At 38.0% G+C, this 16,316-nt stretch carries 17 protein-coding genes and 1 pseudogene; 3 read left to right on the top strand and 15 right to left on the bottom strand.

The window, feature by feature from the left end; genetic code table 11:
* Positions 1-114 precede the first annotated feature (114 nt).
* From AC6CHV_RS04635 to AC6CHV_RS04600, 8 genes and pseudogenes are all read right to left on the bottom strand, one after another.
* Positions 115-1,539: a trypsin-like peptidase domain-containing protein gene (locus AC6CHV_RS04635; protein WP_498078233.1), complete on the bottom strand. Its 1,425-nt coding sequence runs from the start codon at positions 1,537-1,539 to the stop codon at positions 115-117.
* Between the two features lie 120 nt (positions 1,540-1,659).
* Positions 1,660-3,063: an ATP-binding protein gene (locus AC6CHV_RS04630; protein ID WP_498078232.1), complete on the bottom strand. Its 1,404-nt coding sequence runs from the start codon at positions 3,061-3,063 to the stop codon at positions 1,660-1,662.
* Entirely contained in the window at positions 3,060-3,761 is a 702-nt protein-coding gene (locus tag AC6CHV_RS04625; RefSeq protein ID WP_121446363.1) for a response regulator transcription factor, read from the bottom strand. The genes AC6CHV_RS04630 and AC6CHV_RS04625 overlap by 4 nt, the downstream gene beginning before the upstream one ends.
* A gap of 103 nt (positions 3,762-3,864) precedes the next feature.
* A complete protein-coding gene (locus tag AC6CHV_RS04620; RefSeq protein ID WP_498078231.1) occupies positions 3,865-4,812 on the bottom strand; it encodes a cation diffusion facilitator family transporter in 948 nt (315 codons plus the stop codon).
* 12 nt (positions 4,813-4,824) lie between these two features.
* Positions 4,825-5,133, bottom strand: coding sequence for an ArsR/SmtB family transcription factor (locus AC6CHV_RS04615; RefSeq protein WP_341330320.1), 309 nt, complete (start codon positions 5,131-5,133; stop codon positions 4,825-4,827).
* Positions 5,134-5,150: 17 nt separating this feature from the next.
* Positions 5,151-6,198 (bottom strand): annotated as a pseudogene (locus AC6CHV_RS04610) (flavin-containing monooxygenase).
* A 167-nt stretch (positions 6,199-6,365) separates the two neighbouring features.
* The gene (locus tag AC6CHV_RS04605; RefSeq protein WP_498078230.1) at positions 6,366-6,929 is read right to left on the bottom strand and encodes a GNAT family N-acetyltransferase; all 564 of its coding nucleotides are present in this window, start codon (positions 6,927-6,929) and stop codon (positions 6,366-6,368) included.
* A 286-nt stretch (positions 6,930-7,215) separates the two neighbouring features.
* The gene (locus tag AC6CHV_RS04600) at positions 7,216-8,313 is read right to left on the bottom strand and encodes an FAD-dependent monooxygenase (RefSeq protein WP_498078229.1); all 1,098 of its coding nucleotides are present in this window, start codon (positions 8,311-8,313) and stop codon (positions 7,216-7,218) included.
* A 182-nt stretch (positions 8,314-8,495) separates the two neighbouring features.
* Here AC6CHV_RS04600 and AC6CHV_RS04595 point away from each other — a divergent pair, with 182 nt between their 5' ends.
* Complete coding sequence (locus tag AC6CHV_RS04595) at positions 8,496-9,320, top strand: polysaccharide deacetylase family protein (protein WP_498078228.1); 825 nt, start codon at positions 8,496-8,498, stop codon at positions 9,318-9,320.
* Between the two features lie 171 nt (positions 9,321-9,491).
* Here the strand turns inward: AC6CHV_RS04595 and AC6CHV_RS04590 are convergent, their stop codons facing one another.
* The 6 genes from AC6CHV_RS04590 to AC6CHV_RS04565 form a co-directional block, all read right to left on the bottom strand.
* A complete protein-coding gene (locus AC6CHV_RS04590) occupies positions 9,492-10,013 on the bottom strand; it encodes a GNAT family N-acetyltransferase (protein WP_498078227.1) in 522 nt (173 codons plus the stop codon).
* Between the two features lie 20 nt (positions 10,014-10,033).
* Positions 10,034-10,708 (bottom strand): toxoflavin lyase-like VOC family protein, encoded by a 675-nt coding sequence (locus tag AC6CHV_RS04585; RefSeq protein WP_498078226.1) that lies wholly within the window; start codon positions 10,706-10,708, stop codon positions 10,034-10,036.
* Positions 10,709-10,729: 21 nt separating this feature from the next.
* Positions 10,730-11,017: a hypothetical protein gene (locus AC6CHV_RS04580; RefSeq protein ID WP_498078225.1), complete on the bottom strand. Its 288-nt coding sequence runs from the start codon at positions 11,015-11,017 to the stop codon at positions 10,730-10,732.
* A gap of 97 nt (positions 11,018-11,114) precedes the next feature.
* Entirely contained in the window at positions 11,115-11,294 is a 180-nt protein-coding gene (locus tag AC6CHV_RS04575; protein ID WP_133372279.1) for a hypothetical protein, read from the bottom strand.
* A 156-nt stretch (positions 11,295-11,450) separates the two neighbouring features.
* Positions 11,451-12,269 (bottom strand): SDR family oxidoreductase, encoded by an 819-nt coding sequence (locus AC6CHV_RS04570; RefSeq protein ID WP_498078224.1) that lies wholly within the window; start codon positions 12,267-12,269, stop codon positions 11,451-11,453.
* A gap of 508 nt (positions 12,270-12,777) precedes the next feature.
* Positions 12,778-12,948, bottom strand: a complete 171-nt coding sequence (locus AC6CHV_RS04565; protein WP_498078223.1) for a hypothetical protein — start codon at positions 12,946-12,948, stop codon at positions 12,778-12,780.
* 331 nt (positions 12,949-13,279) lie between these two features.
* Between AC6CHV_RS04565 and AC6CHV_RS04560 the strand changes: the two genes are divergently transcribed.
* Positions 13,280-14,605 carry an alkaline phosphatase gene (locus AC6CHV_RS04560; RefSeq protein WP_498078222.1) on the top strand — a complete coding sequence of 442 codons (1,326 nt, stop codon included), beginning with the start codon at positions 13,280-13,282 and terminating at the stop codon, positions 14,603-14,605.
* Positions 14,606-14,716: 111 nt separating this feature from the next.
* Positions 14,717-15,691, top strand: coding sequence for a hypothetical protein (locus tag AC6CHV_RS04555; protein WP_498078221.1), 975 nt, complete (start codon positions 14,717-14,719; stop codon positions 15,689-15,691).
* 25 nt (positions 15,692-15,716) lie between these two features.
* Here AC6CHV_RS04555 and yiaA read toward each other — a convergent pair whose 3' ends face one another.
* Positions 15,717-16,181 (bottom strand): inner membrane protein YiaA, encoded by a 465-nt coding sequence (gene yiaA / locus AC6CHV_RS04550; protein ID WP_341330307.1) that lies wholly within the window; start codon positions 16,179-16,181, stop codon positions 15,717-15,719.
* Positions 16,182-16,316: the final 135 nt, after the last annotated feature.

The following is a 16,316-nucleotide window of genomic DNA, read 5'->3' as shown; positions in this document are numbered from 1 at the left end:
CCAATACACGCTGTCGTTTCCCGGGAAATGGTGTCGGCAATAGAAAAAAATGTCGGAGAGTTTCCCTACGCAAATAGACCCAAATCTGATTCGATTTGGGGCCTTTTATGTCAATTATTCAATTCCAGTCGTATTGCTTGTTAAAGTTAATGATGCTGTTTCGAGCTTTCCACCTCGGTAGAAGGTTAATTCAATTTGATCACCTATTTTTACTTTTGAATATAAATATTTGCGAAGGTCCATCGAACTTTTAACTTCGGTATCATTGATTTTCACAATGACGTCGGTCATTTTCAAACCAGCTTTTTCTGCTGCAGAATTTTGAGCAACACCTGTAACTATGACGCCTTCCTTAACATCATTCGGAAGGTCAGCGTAATACATTCTTGGAACTTCAGCAAGGTCCGCTAAACCAATGCCGATAAATGGACGATCAATTTTACCATTATCAATCAGACTGTTAATAATCGGAACAACATCATTACTTGGTATCGCAAAGCCTAATCCTTCTACCCCGCTGTTCGCAATCTTTAAGCTATTAATTCCAATCACTTGTCCTTGTGTATTTAAAAGAGCACCACCACTGTTACCAGGGTTAATGGCTGCATCAGTCTGAATAACGTTTAATTCCCAACTACCTGCAGAGGTATCAACAGAAATACTTCGGTCTTTCGCACTTACAATTCCTGAGGTAACTGTTCTTGATAAATCAAGTCCAAGTGGGTTCCCAATCGCAAATACCTGGTCACCAGGTCTTAGTGTCCCAGAATCACCAAATGGAAGAACCGCTTCGATATGTTTTGAATCTATTTCTAAAACGGCTAAATCGGTTAATGGATCTGTACCAATCAACTTAGCCATTGTTTTTTCACCATTATGAAGAGAGATTTCTACCTCATTTGCATTTTCGATAACATGGTTATTCGTTACAATATAAGCTTTATCTCCATCTTTTTGAAAAATAACTCCAGAGCCAGTACCGCTAGGAATATTTTGTGAGTTGCTTCGGTTAAAAGGATTTTGTTGGGATTGCATACTTGTAATTCCCACGATTCCTTTTGATGCTTCTTCCACCATATCAGCGATAGAAGAAGCCGAGTCAGATACCGCGGTTGGTTGGATTTTAACTGGTCCAGACGCTTCAATAACCTCAGTGTTCTGCTCTGTTGCAGGTGACTCTGAATTGAAATATCCCTGGAGACCGTCAATATGTGGTGCAACTCCAAGCGTTAATGCTGAACCAAGGACACCTGCTGACACCATGGATAAAAAGCTTTTCATTTTTGAGTTTGACTTTTTCTCTTTTGGTCTTGATGCACGAAGTGTCGATTCTTCGCTGACCGCTGATTGCTGTACAGTTTCAGTTTGAGCGTGTTCAATTTGTGTTGCTTCTAAGTCATTGTGTTCTACCTCTGGTTTCATATCCACTTTTTCCTGTTCGGTCTGAATCTCTGTAGAAGAATAACTTTCCTTATTATCTAGGTTGTTAGATTGATCATCTGTATGTTTAAATTCATCAAAACGTTTATCGTTTTCCATTATGAATTCCTCCTTGACTTACTCCTTATTTATATCATAGTCAAAAATTATGAACAAAATATTAACAAACCTTGAAAAGAAGTGGAAAAATAAGCGAAAATCCACCATTATTATTCTGGATTACGTTAATGGAAATCGAATTTCAAACTTGGTTCCTTTTCCTTTCTCACTCGTGACCTTAATCTTACCGTTATGAAGCTGGACCAACTGTTTCACGATAGAAAGTCCTAGGCCGAATTGACCAAACAATGTACCCGTTCGTGAGACATCCGCTTTGTAAAAACGATGCCAAATATTTTCTATTTCCGCTGGGGCAATCCCGACACCGGTATCTTCAATTTCGATAATTGTTTCATGTTCTCCTACTTTTCCACGAATCCAAATAACCCCATTATCAGTAAACTGGATACTGTTTTTTGTGATATTAATTAGTATTTGTATTAAACGATCGTAATCTGCTGTAATCATTAAACCGTTGGGAACATCAATCATGATTTGATCATTTTTCTCTTCCGCTTGTGGTTCAAGTGTATCTTTAACAACCTCAAACACTTCAATTAATTCGATTGTTTCCTTTTGAAGCGTAACCTGGTTGGAGCGAATTTTTTCATAATCCAGATTTTCATTCACAAGACGAATAAGACGCTTTGTTTCCTGACTTACCAGTTGAACGCCTTTTTCCTTTTCCTCATCTGGTATCAAGTCATTACTTAACCCTTCAATCACCCCGCTAATGGTTGTGAGCGGAGTCCGCAATTCATGGGAAACATCGGCCATAAATTTCCGCCTTCTGCTTTCAAGGCTTTCAATTTCCTCCATTGATTGTTGCAAGCGCTGCGCCATTTCATTAAAATCTTTCGACAACTCACCAATCTCATCAAAATCAGATGAAGGCAATTTAATGGAATAATCTCCAGCAGAAATCATTGAGGTCGCTTTCCTTAAACGTCTGATACGCTTTACATGAACCGTCGACAAAATCCAACTCATTAATAGAGCAACAGCCAATGCTAAAAACATCGTATAAAATAAATACTGGTTAATATCATGAATCATTTCCTGTGTCCCACTGATTGGTGACGCAAGCAGAACACCGCCGACAAAAGTTTGACCAACCATATAAGGCATGACAATAAATGTCACTTCTTGCTCAAATCGCTTGTAATCCTGTTTGACTGACACGATATGCCCACTTCGGACCTTGTCCCATTCTTTCTTTTTCAACTCCACTTGTGGTACAAATCCACTGGCAGTACTTAGACTTACCCCATTTTCATCAAATACAGTAAATAAAATATTTCTTTCACCAAGCATGTTTGAGTATTGACGAATTAATGAATCGACATTAGATGTACGACTAATATCAGAAATGATGTTTTCACCATAAGTGGTCAGTTCGTCGACCTTTTCTTCGAAGACGAGGTTCCCAACGTAATGTGCGAACACAATACTTAAGATTACAAAAGCAACCACAATCACACTTATGTGACTAACAAGCTGTTGAAACATGTAGCGAAATTTCATTTGTCTTCCTCAACAGTCTCATCAAATTTATAACCAACACCCCATACGGTATGGAAAAATGGCTGATTTGCAGTACCTAGTTTTTTACGGAGCCTCTTAATATGTACGTCGACCGTGCGCTCATCTCCGTAAAATTGGTAACCCCATACGCGATCTAATAATTGTTCTCTAGAAAATACCTGTTTCGGATGCTGCGCAAAATAATACAATAAATCAAATTCCTTAGGCGTTAAATTCGTGATCGATTTCCCATTCAGTATAACTTCTCTTGTAATTTTATTTATTTTAAAATGTTCTGTTTGAAGCGTCCCCGTCTCTACGTTCTCTGAAGGCTTACTATTGTAGCGTCTTGTGACCGCCTTTATTCGTGCCATTAACGCAAGTGGGCTGAATGGCTTTGTGACATAGTCGTCTGCCCCCATCTCAAGGCCCAGTACCTGATCAGATTCACTATCCTTTGCGGTGAGCATAATAATCGGAACCGTGCTTTTTTCTTCACGAATTTTTCGGCAGATGGTAACCCCATCCATACCAGGAAGCATCCAGTCTACAATGATTAAATCCCAATTTTCCTCTTTAAATCGCTTATACCCCTCTTGTCCATCATGGACAAACTCACCTTGAATACCTTCCTTTGAAAAAAACATTTCTATCATCGAGCAAACACTCTCATTATCTTCTATAACAAGAACTCTCATATCTCCAACTCCTAATAATAAACCGTAGATACTTTTATTTTACAATATAAATAGCTTTTATTAAAAGAAGGGGCCCTCCATTGTTGGATGCCCCTTGTGATTTCTATACTCTCATTTCCCCATGCTCAATTGAAGATTTTTCAATTTGAATAGTGGTATGTTCGATTTTGAATTTATCACGTATTTTATCAATGGATTGCTGTAAGATTTCCTGGCTGTCATGGTCGTCTTTGATTAATATATGACATGTGAGTGAGTCGATGCCTGATGTGATCGTCCAGATGTGAAGATCATGAACATCTATCACCCCTTCAATTTCTTCTAAAGTGGCTTTCACTTCTTTTTGATCAATCGTAATCGGCGTACCTTCCATTAAAATATGAATTGAGTGTGTTAACACACCCCAGGCACTTTTTAAAATTAAGATTGCCACAATTACAGAAATAATGGGGTCCGCTATATACCATTCAAACAACAGCATCAAGAGTCCGGCGATTATGGCACCCACTGATCCAAGTGCATCTCCAAGAACATGAAGGTATGCGCTCCTCAGATTCACGTTATTTTTTACATCGCCTTTACTAATCAGTGACCAAGCACTTAGTATATTCGCGAAAAGACCAATACCAGCAATGATCATCATCGTCCCACTTGCCACAGTCGGAGGTTCGAAAAATCGTTGAACCGCCTCATAAACGATAAAGCCTGCAATGACAAACAATGTAACTGCATTAAATAGAGCGGCTAAAATCTCAAATCGGTAAAACCCATAGGTTTTCTTCGGAGATGCAGGTCGGGTAGCAAACCAAAATGCGACTAAGCTTAACGCTAATGAACTCGCATCACTTAGCATATGACCTGAATCCGATAGTAAAGCTAGACTGTTTGTAATAAGACCACCGAAAAATTCCAGCAGCATGATTCCCGTCGTAATGACCAAAGCGATGAGTAAGCCTTTTTTGTTGCCCTCTCTAACTTCATCAAAATGATGATGATGATGGTGACCATGATGGTCGTGTCCGTGATGATGGTGATGATGGTGATGTCCCATCAATTTCCCCTCCTATTCATGTTCAATATGATGAATGACTTGGTGGAGCAAAGTAATGACATGTTCATCATCATATGTATAAAGAAATGTATTCCCCTCGCGTCGGTACGTCACTAAGCGAAGATTCCTCAGTAAGCTAAGTTGATGGGATACTGCTGATTGTGACATTTCGAGGACTTCCGCAATATGGGTAACCGAACATTCCTCTTGTGATAATAAATAAAGAATTTTAATCCGCGTTGGATCCGCAAGTGCTTTAAAAATACGTGATGCTTCGCCAATGGTGGTTTGAGATAAAAAGGAATGATCTTTTTGTTCCACTATTTAACCCTTCTTTCTTACTTTTGCTTGGTTACCTGTATATGCTGTGCTATGTACTTTGCATCATCGGCTACTCCTTGGAGTAAGGCTGAGCCTCTTCTTGTTTGCCAGGGTAATCCTAAAAAATAAAGACCCTTTATCTTGGTGATTCCTTTTATATGCTCTGGCTGACCGTTTTCTTGTAATGCGTTCGGAATTTGTAACCACTGATAATTAGATTTAAATCCAGTTGCCCAAACGACATTAGGAACGTTAAGCTCACTTTTATCTTCAAAAATGAATGTTTCATCTTTTATACTAATAGTTCTTGATTTTATCGTCACTTTACCAGATTTGATGGCTGTCTTTAATTCATATCCAAAAATCGGATCAGGACGTTTTTTTATAAAATTACCTAATTTGGATGTTGTACTAGCTTCGAGTATACCAAATTTATCAAACCACCAAAAAATACTCTTACCACCAAGGTCCTGCGGGATAAAGTTGAATTTTTGACTAGCCGAAAGATAAACAGTTCGCTCTTTTGCTAACTCAACAGCAATTTGTGCACCGGAGTTTGCTCCCCCCACAACCAATACAGGTCCGTCTTTGAGTTGTGTTGGATTTTTGTATTGTGCTGAATGGATTTGAAATACTTGATTGGATAAGTTCTTTGCAAAGTATGGGATCGATGGTTCTTGAAACGGACCAGTTGCAATCACTATATTTTTAGCAAGGATTACTTCTTTCGACGTTTCAATTTTGAAACCATGTTCTACCTTTGTAACGTTTGTGACTGTTGTATTTAATTGGGTCGGAAGCGAATGGTATGATGCGAATTTAGCCAAATAATCGGCAACCTCATCCTTTGTTGGGTACTCTTGCCTTGGACCATTCATTTTGAAATCAGGAAGCTCACTATAGGCTCTTGGTGTAAAAAGGGTCAATGAATCATATCGATTTATCCATGATTCCCCGATTTCCTTCGCTTTTATCTATAAGTAGAAATGACTGTTTGGCTTGTTTTAAATAAAAACCTATGGCTAAACCCGCTTGACCGGCTCCGATTACCACAGCATCATACATGAATATCCCTACTTCATTTAAAGTATATGAGCATATGCTCATATATAATATTATGTAATTGTTTGAAAGGTGTCAATTAAAATTGGAAAAATTTTGTGGGACAATGAACCTGTCCCTGTGTCCCATTAAAAAAACCTGCATTTCTTTAGGAATGCAGGTTCGAGTTCTTATTTTTCTTGTTCCCATTCTTCTCTTAGCAACCCCATCCGGATTGAGTCATAGTAGAAGCCATTATAGTAACGACATTTTCTCATACGCGCTTCGAGTGTCATGCCGAGCTTTTGGCCAACCTTGACCATACGTTGATTCCCTGACCATGTCGTGTATCCGACTCTTTCGATGTATGGGATCGTTTCAAATAAATAATCAATCCAATGCTTCATCGCCTCGGTTCCGTATCCATCCCCCCAATATTCCGGAAGATAGATAACAATGCCCATCTCAAGCCATCTTGTGGCTTCACTTTCCCAATAGAAAATAACGGATCCGATGATTTGACCATCGGCTTCAATAATCATGTGATCTAATGGGTGGTGTTGCATGGCGAGTTGATGTTCAGCCTTTTTTAAATACGTTTCTTTATCTATGTATTTAAGTGTGAAATAAGGCGCATCCCACTTTTTCCATTCTGGATTTGGGTTACCGTAGCGTAGTTCCCAAAGTACAGGTAAATCTTCTTTTTCAACTTGACGTAAAGTGACTTTTTCTCCTTTTACTTTAACTAGATTCATCTTGATCCCCCTGCTATCTTTCAAAACGTTAATTTCCAATATATTACCTATATATATGTTTTATTCGGTATCAACAGAGAAAATCCTTTCTTTTATTTAAACCGTGACTGTGAAAAAACACTCGTGCCTGATCTCCAAACGAAATGGGCGGAAAGGGGACGCAAGCGTCTGAATCGTGCCCAATCGCCAAACGCAATCAGAAAAAGGGGAACGATAGCGTCTGAATTTACTGCTTTTAGCTCTTTTTCGGCATTAAAAAAGCATGCAGCGTTTTACTACTGCATGCTTAATTTCCAACCACTTCTAGGAAATTCTCTACGAATGCCTCTTCTTTTTCAAACTGCATTTCTTGTTGTTGTTCGATTTCCACGCGTCTTGTAATTTCAAATTCTTTTAATCTTGTTTCACTAAGATCGCCTGCATTTAATGCTTGTTCAAGAATTGGTGCCAATACATGTGCATCTTTAATTGCACAGTTAATACCAATCGCTGCTGTTGGTGTCATTGTATGTGCTGCATCTCCAAGGATGATGAGGCCATTTTTTACCCAAGTGTCTGCATTTGAACTAAAAACTTTTAGGCAGACGAAGTTCTTCCACGATTGAATCTGCTCCCTTACAGTTGACTCTAATTCTGGAAAGCTTGTTATAAGTGGCTCCAAAAATGGCTCTAGCTGCTGCTTTCGTAAAGAATTGAATGTACCTTCTGGAATGTTCCAACCAATTTGAATCATCCCACCTGTTTGGGTAAACAAAGCTAGTTGATGTCCATTAGCAAGAACCATTTTTGTTGAAGGCTCCCAATCAGCAGGTGCTGGAATTTTAGCCCAAAGCACATCATAACCATGTGATTCCTCTGAAGCCGCAATACCCGCAAGTTTTCGAACAGTTGAGTAGCGGCCATCCGTACCAACTACGATTTTACTCGTAATGTTGATTTCTTCTCCATTTTGCTTTGCTTTTACACCTGTATAGTGTCCTTTATCATCCTGAACTAACCCTGTGACAGTTGTGTTTACAAGCAACTGAAAGTTTGGAAACCGTGCAGCTTCGTTTGAAACAGCCGTTAAAAAATGGGGCTGCGGTATATGAATACCAACGTGATCCTCAGTTGTTGGTGTGATTGTTTTTACAATATGCCTACCATTAATATATTGAACCTTCTTCATCTTTAATAATCCAAGTGCTTCTATTTTATCGAAAAGTTGATGTTCTTTTAATATCGCTTCGGTTTCTGCGTTGATGTGCTCACCTCTAAATTCACGTTCATTTCCAGAAGTACGCTCAACGACGATAGTTGATATACCCTTCTTCGCCATTAAATAGCCAAGTAGAGCACCCGCAGGACCTCCGCCCACAATACAAACATCTGTCTGCAAATTCATGTTATCACCTTCTATTATAATCGTATGATGCAAAAAGGTTTCCTAATAAGAAACAAAGTTCACTAAACGATAATTAAATGATAACAACCAGGATTTATTTGGTCAACTGATATTCATTTCCATACATGATTGTAATAAAATAGAGAATAATGATTTGGAATATTTTTCAAGGGGAGAGTTAAATGAAGAAAATCCTTTTACTGATTGTGATTGCTTGTGTCCTATTTATAGCAGGCTGCAGTGGCGAGCAGACGGGACTATCGCAACAGGTGAATGAAGAAGATTATACATCACCAAAACAAGTAGAAACCGATGAGAACGATGATGCACCGGCAGAAGTAGATGAAGAAGATACGCCATCAAAGCAAGTAGAAGAAGAAACTAATACTGAACCTTTTGAAATAGATACAGCAACTTATGAGGATGGGGAACTTACAATTCATTATCCTCAGCTAAATGAAATGCAGGATAAGAATATTGAGCAGGAAATCAATACTCTTATTAAAGAAGACGCAACGCTTTTTATAGAGCAATATCATGGTAGTGACTCTTCACTTGAAATGAATTACGAAATCCTATTGCCAGATGCTGATACTTTTAGTATTCAATATACTGGTGATTATCATGGTGGGATGTATCCTACAAGCCTCCTTTTCACCACCACTATTGACTGGAAAAAAGGAGAAAAAGTTAGACTATCGGATAAGTTTGTAATTGATGCAGGCTTCATTGAAAAATTGCGAAATGCACCGTACATTGATTGGGAAAATCCAAAAGAGCCAAATCAGGAAAAACAGGCTGCTATTGTTGAATACTTAAATACTTTTAATTTACAAACGCTTATTGATGCCATCACGAAAGCAGATCACCCAAATCCTGAAGAAAACCCATATGGTGTTTTTTCATATTACCTTAATGATGCTGTTATCATAAGTATTCAAGTTCCACATGCACTTGGAGACCATGCTGAGTTTGAGCTGAAAATGAATGATTTGGTGAAAAAATAAAATAAACCTTGAGAAAAGCGCTTAGTGGAAATTGGCGCTTTTTTTCTTTTGGTTGTTAACTAATCACACAAGGTTCACAAATTCCTAAAATTAGCAAAAAAAGCATTAATCCGGAGAGATTTAATGCTAGTGCGAATGAAACTATCTAGTTCTAACCTTATGCAAATGAATCTAAATTTCTATCCAAAACCTTTTAATTACATTTCCATCTTCTTCGATAAAGTCCGTATCAGGTACCCCACCGTTATGTACTATTGTTTTTAATGAACCTATATTATCCTCATCACAAACAACTAAGGCTTTTTGAATCCCAAGTTTTTTCGCTTTTTCTAAAGATAATGCTAAAAGTTTCGATGCGTACCCCTTACGTCGCTCAGAGGGACGGATTCCATACCCAATATGACCACCACTGTTGAATAACGTTTCAGTTAATCGATGGCGGATATTTACTGCACCAATTACTTTTTTATTTTCACCAACTAACCAAAAGGTTGAGTCAGGCACCCAATTTTCCGGGAGATTTTCTCCTTTTTCAGCATCAAATAGAGATTGAAGCATATCTTGAAAATTTGATGGGTCCTTACTAATCACCCAAGGTACCATATCTTCATTACTATCTTTCCATTCATTATAGAAAGATAGATATTCAAATTGATAGTCTAGTGATGGCCGAATTAATGTTGTCTGTTCCATATACATTCACCTTCTAGTTATTATTCATACACTTCTATCAGATTTTCAGAGTTAACTATAATTTTACTGCCATCTGTTGTTAAAATTTCAATTGGAAATATTGCAGAGATTTTATCGGAAAAGATCCATCTTCTCCCAGGTTGATTTAAAATGATGAATACACCTTTTGATTTATCTCCCATGAAATTTAGTGATGTTTGACTAAGTGGGTTGTTGTTACGCTCATTTATACCAATCTCTATTAACCGAGTGCCAGCACTAATCGCATCATTTACTGTAAGTCCTATTTCACTAATATTTATCACATTGTCTATCGAGAATGGCTTTGCTTCTTCTTTTGAGCCCTGCCTTGAAATGAACTCTACAATATTCCCGGCAGGATCGTAAAAATAGAAAGCATGTGCGGAAAAGAAAGAAAAATAGACTTCATCATCCCCATCCTCCACATTTAGTTCCACCCTCTCTTTGACCCATGACTTAGCTTCACTAAACTGGTTAGAAGGAATATTAAAGGCAAAGTGATAGAACGGATTCCCTTTTACATTTTCCGTAGTAAATTCTAACTCGCTAGAACCTACCTTAATTCGAAAGCTACTTTTATTTTCATTAATTAATGGAAATCCGAAAAGATCAACATAGAACTTCTTCATTTCATTCATTCTATCTGTTTGTAATTTTACTAACTTTACTTCCACGTTGAGACACTCCTTTACAAATTACTGATTCATTACCGAAAATCCTATCCACCCAATAAGAATAAAATTTGGAGATACCAGCAAAATGGATAACCATTTTACTTTTTTGGCTAGGGATACGGCAGCCCCGACATAAAACAATGGAAATATAAGTCCCCATATTTCAAAACGTGGTGTAGCTGCAAGATATAGTGACAGTGGTACTATAAGCACAGCTGATATTACGAGTAATAAAGGTTTTCTTTTATAGATTGAAAAAACGGAAAGGATAAGTGATACAATCATAAACGGCCAAAATAGAAACGCCATAGTAACCTCCAATTTGTAAGAAATGACAACTGTAATATTACTTTAGTTCAACAAAATGAAGTGTTAAGCCTTCTTTGATTAACACCTCTTTAGACGGTTATGTTTTTAATATGAGTAAAACAATGAGAAATATGATAAGGCCAATCATAAAAATCGTACCAAGACTTGCGCTGTAGACAACATACACATTTACATGAAGGATCACATGGACAATCAGGATAACGAGTATCAAAATCAGCAATAGAATTGCTACACTAATATTCTTATTCCTATTCAAAAAATCAGCACCTTAACGAAGAGATTAGGAAGGCTTGTATTATAACGTTTATTCTTCAGTTCATGACAATATTCCTAAAACTCCCTAATCTGAGTGTGATTCCGGTAAAGCATTTATCGTTTCTAAGACTGGTACGTACAGCTTTAAACTCCTCCATCAGGAAGGATGACGCCAACGTCCAAAGCCTCCTTCTGTATTAATAATTTGTCCGGTCATCCACGAAGCTTCATCCGTTAATAACCACGCAATAAGACGCGCTGGATCTTCCGGCTGCCCAATCCTTCCAAATGGGAACATGGGTTTAAGGTGTTCCCATAATTCCTCGGTCATATACCCCGTATCAACTGGTCCCGGGTTCACGGTATTCACAGTAATGTTTTGATCAGCCAATTGATCTGATAGTGTCAGCGTTACATCAGCAAGCGCTCCCTTCGAAGCAACGTAGGCAACTTCTCCTGTCATGGGACCTAATCTTTGTCCCGAGGTCATGAAAATAATTTTTCCTCTGCCTGATTTAGGATCATGTTGAGCTGCAAAATATTGTGCGAGTAGAATGGACGAGCGTGCATTTACAGCCCAGTGTTTATCTAACATTTCTACAGTCAGTTCACCAAGTACCCCATCGCTACCACTCATTGCATGATTGCAAACAAGAGCATCTATATGTCCACATTTATTACGGATTTCATCCATCACCCTTTTTGGTTCTTCAGGCTCCAAAAAATTCCCGCTTATGTCATATAGAAATGCACCTTCTATTAGCTCTGCGTTAATACCTTTCAGTACTTCACTCAAATCATCCGCACCCCATGATTGTTCTTGATCGTGCAGCTGGAAATGATGAATCATAACAGACGCTCCCCATGCAGCCACTTGGCGGGCTATCGCATACCCAATCCCTTGGCGACGGCTAACTCCAGTAATTAGTACATTTTTCCCTTTAAGTGGATATTGGTCTCGAATGATTTTGCTCATCAAACGTGATCTCCCTTTTCTTTAGATTTGGATTACTCTATATTACTTATAAAATAGCATGTGCTTCCAGAATTCACATCTATTTTTCTAACTATTCTTTTAAAAAAAGGCTCTTTTCTAACAGATTGTTGTTTTTAAATGTAGGGTGATTTCCGCTCCTGGTATTCGCTTTCCGCGGGCGATTCGCAAGCCTCCTCGCTTCACTGCGGGTTCTCTTCTTGCTCGCTATTCCCGCAGGACGTTGAATTTGCTTCCTTGAACATACACCGCACGAAGAAAATGCCAGCATTTTCGAGGATCTCGTACCATCAACTGAAATCACTTAATGAACAATAATATATCCCTTGCATAATCGGATTAAAAAGTAACATAGTTTACGATAACAGCCTAAAAAAACAATAAAAAATGCGCTGTCATAGACAACGCACCTGATTAATCGTATAAACAATTCATACACATTATATCTTCTTTTTTACGTTAGTTTCCCCATCCCAAACATACCCTTTTATCATTGTACTTTCTTCTTCTCTTCTTTAACTGTTAGAATTTCAGTGTCTTGCCCCAATTGTTTTCGGATTTGTTTTCTCGCTTCCGCCGATGTTCTTGCGTTGACTGACTCGACTTGTACTTTTCCGTCTACCTCTATTTCAACCAGAAAGCATTTTGCCCCACATCTCATGATAAGACCTCCTAATCCTTCCGTTTTAGCAAAAAAAGTAAATATTGTATCAGAAGTGTAAATAAAAGATGAAGGCGTGTCTAGTACATTCGAATTACCTTCACTTCCCATCTCAAAAGTTAAACTGAAACTTCCCATTAAAAGGAACCAATTAACTAACCGTGATAGCTAAAAAGATTATGCTAAAATATCTATTTATCTTTTTATAGTTATATATGAAGCATGAGGTTTGTACCATTTTTTCCTATTAACCTTTTATTTACTTTCTAGTAAAGCGATATTCAAACTCGAATTCTATACTAATCCTAACAACATTTTAGGAGGAATAGTAATGAAAAACAAATCTATTAAAAAGAAACTGATCCCGTTTGCTGTTGTGTCTTCACTCGCACTTGGAGCCCTTGTTGGAAACTTTTCAGTTCCTACTGCTGATGCGAAATCAAGTAAGCCAGATACGAATAATGGTAAAGCTAAAAATGTTATTTTTATGGTTCCAGACGGCTACTCTGCTTCATATGCAACGAACTACAGATGGTATAAAGGTGAGGAAACTGTGCTTGATTCAATGCTTGTTGGGATGCATCGCACCTATTCCTCTAACTCAGAGGTGACCGATTCAGCCGCAGCAGGTACAGCTATGGCAACTGGAATCAAAACAAATAATGGGATGATTAGTACATCTCCAGATGGGAAAGATTTAAAAACAATTCTTGAAGTTGCTGAAGAGAAAGGAAAATCATCAGGCTTAGTTGCAACTTCAACAATTACACATGCAACACCCGCTGTATTTGCTTCTCATGTAGCTTCACGTTCAAATGAAGCAGATATTGCACCACAATTGCTAGAAAATGATGTCGATGTTATTCTTGGCGGAGGTAAAAAATACTTCCCTGAAACCTTACTGAATGAGGCCGTCAAAAATGGATATCAATATGTTACAAATCACGATGAGCTTAAAAAAGTCCAGAAATCAAACAAACTTATCGGGCTATTTGCTGAAGACGGCATGGCACCTGAATTAGATCGTGATGAAACCAACGAGCCTAGCCTTGCAGAAATGACAGAAACTGCGATAGACGTTCTTAAAAAGGATAAGGATGGGTTCTTCTTAATGGTTGAAGGAAGCCAAATTGATTGGGCTGGTCATGATAATGATGCTGCATGGGCAATGAAGGACAGTGAAGCATTTGAACTTGCTGTTAAGGAAGCGGTAGAATTTGCTAAGAAGGATGGCAACACATTAGTGATTGTTGCTGGTGACCATGATACTGGCGGGATGTCAGTCGGTGGTTATGGAAAAGGAGATGCAAATCTCGATGTTTTACGTAACGTTACAGCAACTGGTGATTTCATGGAAAGCAAACTGAACGCTGACCGCAGTAATGTAAAGGAAGTGGTTAAGCAATATACAAATTTGGATTTAACTGCTGCCGAAGTGGAAAGAATCAAGGCTGCTAACTCGCCATCGATTGCAATTAATCAAGTTGTTTCTGAACGTGCAATTGTTGGATGGTCAAGCTCGGGGCACACTGGTACTGACGTTCCTTTATATGCATTCGGACCAGGGTCTCACTTATTTAGCGGTTTACATGAAAACACAAACCTACCTGTGTTAATGGCCAAAGCAATGAAAATCAAATTCAAGCCTGGAAACTAATCTATACTATGTAAAAGAGCTGTTAAGATACAGCTCTTTTTTTGTCAAAGAAAATAAAAACACCCTAAACGATGTTATACTAGTCAAAAAGGAAAATTAAGGGTGTCATTCATGAAAGATTTATGGGACAAAAATGGGTTGAAGTTGCTGGCATTGGTTGCATTTATAGTTATCCTTTATACGATCTATGATAACGTTCAGGAGCATCGGGAGTTCCTTGAAAAAGCGGAGCAAAATCAAGTTGAAGAGAGGGTTTGGCGTAAGTATGTAGTGAATGGACTATTGGAAGGGCCTAGGTTCTCCGTCCAAATCGGTGTCTTGCCCGATAGTAGTATCCCTACAAAACATAATGATTCCATGATTACAATCTCTAAGGAATTATTTGAAGAAATTGATGTTGCGGATACAATTTCCGGTTATGAGGTTGACGGAAAATTTTATACAGAGACACTGTTAAAAGAGGAAATACGCTGGTTTTATATTTTGTTAACCGTCTTTAGTCTGTATCCCATCGGCTATATTTTATATTGGTTAGGCAAAATTAAAGCAATAAAGAAATTATTTTCAATTATTTCAAGACGCTTGTATGTTGATAAGATTGCAGGCTTTGTGATTTCATTACTTATATTTGGTAGTTTGATACTAGCTCTCCTTCTCTTCCTTTCATCAGAAACAAAATTAGCACTTGAAAACGGGTATGAGAAATATTTCGGAAACAATCATGCTGAAACAATGGCTATTGTTACGGATCGTGGTTTTGATAGGGGAACATCCATCTATAACGAAAATGAGTACTACATCTCCTTGATGTATAAACCGAAGGATCACGAAAGTATTTTTATCGTAAAGGGCGTCACATGGCATAGTTATAAAAAATATACCGAGGAAATGCCAATCGTCTATAATGTCGATAACCCTTATCAGGTCTTTGCCAAAGAGATGGATTTTAGAGATTACACTGCAATCTTGATGACGGATACTGTAACTCTTACGCTTGTATCCGTCCTACTCATTATCTTATTAAGTTGGACCGCGTTTTTGTTATGGAAACGAAAAAAACAAAAAGGAAAGGACCATCCAATTTAAACATGGAAGGTCCTCTTTTCATCTCTTAATCTCTTTCTCTTGCCTTTTGTGTATCACGAATGTTCTTTTGAACAGTTATAGCTGCAAAAATACTTAGAACAAATGCCATTCCGTAAAATCCTTTTTCGCTTAAAACGATACTTCCTGCGTTGTAAAGCCCAATAGCCATTAATGATACGGATACAATGAGTGCAACCCAACTAATTCCATAATAGATACTTGTTACTGGAATTCCCTCTTCTTTGTCTCTTACAGCTTTCTGCAAAGAAACAGATGAATACAGACCAAAAATTAAGATTGCAAAGTAATACCCTTTCTCATTCAGTTCCATTGTGGCGTTAAATAAACCAATAAGATAAGCAGCAACACCAACTAATAACGCTGCCCACGAAGCCCCTTTAAAGGCTGCAGTTGGTTCCCCTTCTTTCCGCTCTACCTTCACTTTTGGTTTTTCTTGTTTGTCTTTATCTACCAAAATCTCATTTTCCATCAAATGTTCCCCTCCATCTTTCTTATAAAAAAGGAAGCACTGCAGATGCCCTGTAGTGCCTAAATCCATTATACAAAAATCACTTACAAAAAATGATAATTTTTTCGTTTTTTTACATCTTGAATTTTCGACATT

This window comes from Ferdinandcohnia sp. GQ5 (genome assembly GCF_059759275.1).
Note: the sequence above shows the minus strand (reverse complement) of the source record. Positions and strands in the feature narration are given on the sequence as shown.

Coding starts and splice junctions, on each gene's coding strand:
- AC6CHV_RS04635 (WP_498078233.1), bottom strand. CDS start 1,539: ATGGAAAACGATAAACGTTTTGATGAATTTAAACATACAGATGATCAA.
- AC6CHV_RS04630 (WP_498078232.1), bottom strand. CDS start 3,063: ATGAAATTTCGCTACATGTTTCAACAGCTTGTTAGTCACATAAGTGTG.
- AC6CHV_RS04625 (WP_121446363.1), bottom strand. CDS start 3,761: ATGAGAGTTCTTGTTATAGAAGATAATGAGAGTGTTTGCTCGATGATA.
- AC6CHV_RS04620 (WP_498078231.1), bottom strand. CDS start 4,812: ATGGGACATCACCATCATCACCATCATCACGGACACGACCATCATGGT.
- AC6CHV_RS04605 (WP_498078230.1), bottom strand. CDS start 6,929: ATGAATCTAGTTAAAGTAAAAGGAGAAAAAGTCACTTTACGTCAAGTT.
- AC6CHV_RS04600 (WP_498078229.1), bottom strand. CDS start 8,313: ATGAATTTGCAGACAGATGTTTGTATTGTGGGCGGAGGTCCTGCGGGT.
- AC6CHV_RS04595 (WP_498078228.1), top strand. CDS start 8,496: ATGAAGAAAATCCTTTTACTGATTGTGATTGCTTGTGTCCTATTTATA.
- AC6CHV_RS04590 (WP_498078227.1), bottom strand. CDS start 10,013: ATGGAACAGACAACATTAATTCGGCCATCACTAGACTATCAATTTGAA.
- AC6CHV_RS04580 (WP_498078225.1), bottom strand. CDS start 11,017: ATGGCGTTTCTATTTTGGCCGTTTATGATTGTATCACTTATCCTTTCC.
- AC6CHV_RS04570 (WP_498078224.1), bottom strand. CDS start 12,269: ATGAGCAAAATCATTCGAGACCAATATCCACTTAAAGGGAAAAATGTA.
- AC6CHV_RS04565 (WP_498078223.1), bottom strand. CDS start 12,948: ATGAGATGTGGGGCAAAATGCTTTCTGGTTGAAATAGAGGTAGACGGA.
- AC6CHV_RS04560 (WP_498078222.1), top strand. CDS start 13,280: ATGAAAAACAAATCTATTAAAAAGAAACTGATCCCGTTTGCTGTTGTG.
- AC6CHV_RS04555 (WP_498078221.1), top strand. CDS start 14,717: ATGAAAGATTTATGGGACAAAAATGGGTTGAAGTTGCTGGCATTGGTT.
- yiaA (WP_341330307.1), bottom strand. CDS start 16,181: ATGGAAAATGAGATTTTGGTAGATAAAGACAAACAAGAAAAACCAAAA.